This window comes from Streptomyces sp. NPDC050997, assembly GCF_040660135.1.
GTDB lineage: Bacteria > Actinomycetota > Actinomycetes > Streptomycetales > Streptomycetaceae > Streptomyces.
Map to the genome: position 1 here is coordinate 1 of NZ_JBFAGK010000024.1, position 4,127 is coordinate 4,127.

General features: G+C 68.6%; 4 protein-coding genes. All 4 read left to right on the plus strand.

What is annotated here, in order from left to right:
- Positions 1-175: 175 nt before the first annotated feature.
- A complete protein-coding gene (locus AB0H86_RS36860) occupies positions 176-820 on the plus strand; it encodes an HAD family hydrolase (protein WP_362449173.1) in 645 nt (214 codons plus the stop codon).
- An 86-nt stretch (positions 821-906) separates the two neighbouring features.
- On the plus strand, positions 907-1,638 hold the full coding sequence (locus AB0H86_RS36865) for a VC0807 family protein (protein ID WP_362449381.1): 732 nt from the start codon (positions 907-909) through the stop codon (positions 1,636-1,638).
- Positions 1,639-1,711: 73 nt separating this feature from the next.
- The gene (locus AB0H86_RS36870) at positions 1,712-2,926 is read left to right on the plus strand and encodes an MFS transporter (protein WP_362449175.1); all 1,215 of its coding nucleotides are present in this window, start codon (positions 1,712-1,714) and stop codon (positions 2,924-2,926) included.
- Complete coding sequence (locus AB0H86_RS36875; RefSeq protein WP_362449177.1) at positions 2,877-4,049, plus strand: acetoin utilization protein AcuC; 1,173 nt, start codon at positions 2,877-2,879, stop codon at positions 4,047-4,049. The genes AB0H86_RS36870 and AB0H86_RS36875 overlap by 50 nt, the downstream gene beginning before the upstream one ends.
- The last annotated feature ends 78 nt before the right edge of the window (positions 4,050-4,127 follow it).

Here is a 4,127-nt window from a genome sequence, read left to right on the forward strand (position 1 = left end):
TACTGCAGGGGGGACCCTGTGGGAGAGTAGGACGCCGCCGAACAATTTTTGGGAAAACCCCCGTGCCTTGGGCACGGGGGTTTTCTGCGTTCCAGAGCTTTTCTGCGTTCCAGAGCTTTTCTGCGTTCCAGGGGTTTTCAGGGGGCGTTCGGCGACGTCCTCTAGGGTCTTGGGCATGCGCTATGACCTCGTTATCTTCGACAACGATGGTGTCCTCGTCGACAGCGAGCCCATCTCCAACCAGCTCCTGGCCGGCTATCTGACCGAGCTCGGGCATACGACCTCGTACGAGGAATCGCTCCGCGACTACATGGGCGCCGCCATGCACCGCGTACACGAGATGGTGGAGGCGCGGAGCGGGCGGCGGTTGCCGGAGGACTTCGACGATGTCTTCCATGGGCGGGTGTTCGCCGCGTTCGAGCGGGAGTTGGAGCCGGTGGCGGGGGCCGCCGGGGTGCTGGAGAAGCTGGCCGCGGACGGGGTGCCGTACTGCGTGGCGTCCTCCGGGAGTCATGAGCGGATTCGGGTGGGGCATCGGAAGACCGGGCTGGACCGGTGGTTCGATGACGGGCGGATCTTCAGTTCGCAGGATGTGGGGCGGGGGAAGCCGGCGCCGGATCTGTTCCTGTACGCGGCCGAGCGGATGGGGGTCGAGCCCGCGCGGTGTGTGGTGGTGGAGGACAGCCCGTTGGGAGTGCGGGCGGCTGTCGCGGCCGGGATGGACGTGTGCGGGTTCACCGCCATGACGCCTGCCGAGCGGCTTCAGGAGGCCACTCAACTCTTCTCGGACATGGGGGAGTTGCTTGACCTGCTGGTCTGACATTTGTCATGCCGAGGTCCGGACGTTCGTTTCTACTCGCGTCGGCGGCCGCCCGGGAAGCTGAGGGCATGACGAAGACGATGACGATGGCGAAGACGAACGCCAAGGCGAACGCGAAGACGGGCACGCAGACGAAGCGGAACGCGTTTGTGCCGCTCATCATGGACGTGGCGGTGCCGGTCGGGTCGTACTACCTGTTCAGGGACGGGTTCGGGATGAGCACCGTGGCCGCGCTCGGCTGGAGCAGTGTGCTGCCGGCCGTGCGGACCGGGTGGAGTGCCGTGAAGGACCGGACGGTCAACGGGCTTGCCGCGCTCATTCTGTTCGTGAACGTCGTCGGACTGCTGCTGGGGTTCGTCGCCGGGGATCCGCGGCTGATGCTCGCCAAGGACAGCGGGGTCAGCAGCGTGGTGGGGATCGGGATCCTGGTGTCCGTGGCGCTGGGGAAGCCGGTGATGACGGCCGGTATGAAGCCGTGGCTGGTGAAGGGGGACGAGCGCCGGGAGGCCGCCTGGGCTCGGCTGGAGAGTGGGTCCGCCGGATTTCGGCGGTTCGAGCGGGTCTTCTCCGTGGTGTGGGGTGTGGTGCTGCTCGCGGAGTGTGTGGTGCGGGTCGTGGGGGCGTACACGGTGCCGGTGGACACCATGGTCTGGCTCGGGACCGTCATCATGATCGTCGCGATGGTTCTCGGCTTCCTCGTCAGCGGGGCGCTAGGCGCCGGGCCGATGGCGGCCATGCTGGAGAGGGAGTTGAAGAGCGAGGGCCAGGGGTGCTCGGACGCCGTTCCGGTGGCTTCCGGTGTCGCCGTCGCCCGGTGACGAAACAAAGCTGAGGGAAATTCATCTTTAGTGGATCTACCCACGAGTACGCCGGGGCCCTACGCTCGCCGCCATGACTGATGTGCTGCGGCGCGGCAGGGCCTCGCTGGCGTTCAGCTTCTTCGCGCAGGGTGTGGCCTTTGCGCTGCTGGTGACGAGGATCCCGGCCATCCAGGACCGGTACGGCGTGTCCGACGCGCTGTTGCCCGCGTTTCTGGCGGCCGTGCCGATCCTCGCGGGGGTCGGGAGCGTGAGCACCGAGCAGTTGGTGAAGCGAATACCGCCGAGCCGGGTGCTGCGCTGGGCCCAGCCCGTCGTGCTCCTGGCGCTGCTCGGGGTGGGGGCGGGGGAGTCGACGGTCGAGCTGGGTGTCTCGCTCGCCGCCTTCGGGCTTGCCGTGGGTGCGCTGGACGCGTCGATGAACATGCTCGGGGTGAGCCTGCAGCGGGCGTACGGGCGCAGCATCATGCTGAGTTTCCATGCGGTGTTCAGCCTGGGCGGGATTCTGGGAGCCTCGCTGGCGTGGGTGGGGGCGCACTGGCATCTGGCGTTGTGGGTGTCGTATCTGCCGGTGGTGCTGGTGCTGTTGCCGGCCGCCCTGGTGGGGAGTCGGTGGTACGTCGACGGGGGCGCGGACGGCGATGCGGTGGGGGAGAAGAGCGAGGGTGGGGCGCTCGCCTTCGGGTTGCTCCTGCCGCTGTGTCTGGTGATGTGTTTCGCGTACATCGGGGACTCGACCGTCTCCAACTGGAGCGCGAAGTATCTGCAGGACGTGCTGGGGAGCAGTGAGCAGCTGGCGACCGTGCCGTACAACGTGTATATGGTGACCACGCTGCTGGGGCGGGCCATCGGGGACCTCGGGGTGCGGCGGTTCGGGGCGGCCGCGGTCGTACGGCTGGGGGCGTTGGTGGCGGCGGTCGGGTTCGCCGTGGTGGCGGTGGCGCCGGGGCCGTGGGTGGGGATGCTCGGGTTCACGTTGCTGGGGCTGGGGTTGTGTGTGCTGGTGCCGCAGACCTTTGCCGCGGCGGGGCGGCTGTTTCCCGGGGCGTCCGATGCGGCTGTCGCTCGGCTCAATGTCTTCAACTATGTGGGTTTCTTGATCGGTTCGCCGTTGGTGGGGGCGCTGGGGGACACCTGGAGCTATCGGGGGGCCATGCTCGTGCCGATGGTGTTGGTGCTGGTGACGCTCGTGTACGCCCGGTCGTTCTCCGCTCAACCGGACCGATACGGTGGCGGGCATGAGCGGCCGCGGACAGCTGATGTGGGACGAGGCAGTAACGGGCTATGACTTCGGTCCGGACCATCCGATGGATCCGGTTCGGCTTGCCCTGACCTGGAGGCTCGTTCAGGCCTTCGGGCTTGACCGGGAGATGGACGTCGTGGCTGCCAAGCCTGCCGGGGAGTCGACGCTGCGGCTGGTGCATCGGGAGGACTATGTCGAGGCCGTGAAGGCGGCTTCGGCGGATCCCCGGGCGGCCGAGGGGGCGTACGGGCTGGGGACCCTGGACGATCCCGCGTTCGCCGGGATGCACGAGGTGTCCGCGCTGATCGCCGGGCAGTCGGTGGGGGCCGCGGAGGCTGTGTGGCGGGGGGACGCGCTGCACGCGGTGAACTTCGCCGGCGGGTTGCATCATGCGATGCCTGGGGGTGCGTCGGGGTTCTGTATCTACAACGACGCGGCGCTGGCGATCGCCCGTCTGTTGGAGCTCGGGGCCGAGCGGGTGGCCTATGTGGATGTCGATGTGCATCACGGGGACGGGGTGCAGGCGGCGTTCTGGGAGGATCCGCGGGTTCTGACCGTCTCGCTGCATGAGCATCCTCGTACGTTGTTTCCGCAGACCGGGTGGCCGGAGGAGACCGGGGCGGAGCGTGCGGAGGGGTCGGCGGTGAATGTCGCGTTGCCGGCGGGGACCGGGGACGCGGGGTGGTTGCGGGCGTTTCACGCCGTGGTGCCCGAGGTGATCGCTGACTTTCGGCCGCAGGTGCTGGTGACTCAGCATGGGGCCGATACGCACTTTGAGGATCCGTTGGCGCACCTGGCTGTGTCGCTCGATGCGCAGCGGGCCGTGCAGGTCGCCTGTCATGACCTGGCGCATGAGTACGCCGATGGGCGGTGGGTGGCGCTGGGCGGGGGCGGCTACGCGGTGGTGGATGTCGTGCCGCGGTCCTGGACGCATCTGGTGGGGATCGCGGCGGGGCGGCCGGTGTCGCCCGAGACGGTGATTCCGGAGTCGTGGCGGCAGGAGGTGTTCGCTCGGACCCGGCAGTTGGGGCCCGGGCGGATGACTGACGGGCGGTGGCCGGTGTCCTGGGCGGGGTGGGAGGCGGGGTACGACCCTGCGGATCGGGTGGACCAGGCGGTGGTCGCTGCGCGGCGGGCGGTGTTTCCGTTGCGGGGGCTTTTGGCTTAGGCGCGGGTGGGCTGAGACTCAGGGATTCTCGCCCCCGCCGCCCCTACCCGTCCCATCCCAGGGGCTGTGCCCCTGGGC

What these genes read in the sequence shown, in the direction of transcription:
- AB0H86_RS36865 (WP_362449381.1), top strand. Translation starts at nt 907, where the DNA reads ATGGCGAAGACGAACGCCAAGGCGAACGCGAAGACGGGCACGCAGACG.
- AB0H86_RS36870 (WP_362449175.1), top strand. Translation starts at nt 1,712, where the DNA reads ATGACTGATGTGCTGCGGCGCGGCAGGGCCTCGCTGGCGTTCAGCTTC.
- AB0H86_RS36875 (WP_362449177.1), top strand. Translation starts at nt 2,877, where the DNA reads ATGAGCGGCCGCGGACAGCTGATGTGGGACGAGGCAGTAACGGGCTAT.
- AB0H86_RS36860 (WP_362449173.1), top strand. Translation starts at nt 176, where the DNA reads ATGCGCTATGACCTCGTTATCTTCGACAACGATGGTGTCCTCGTCGAC.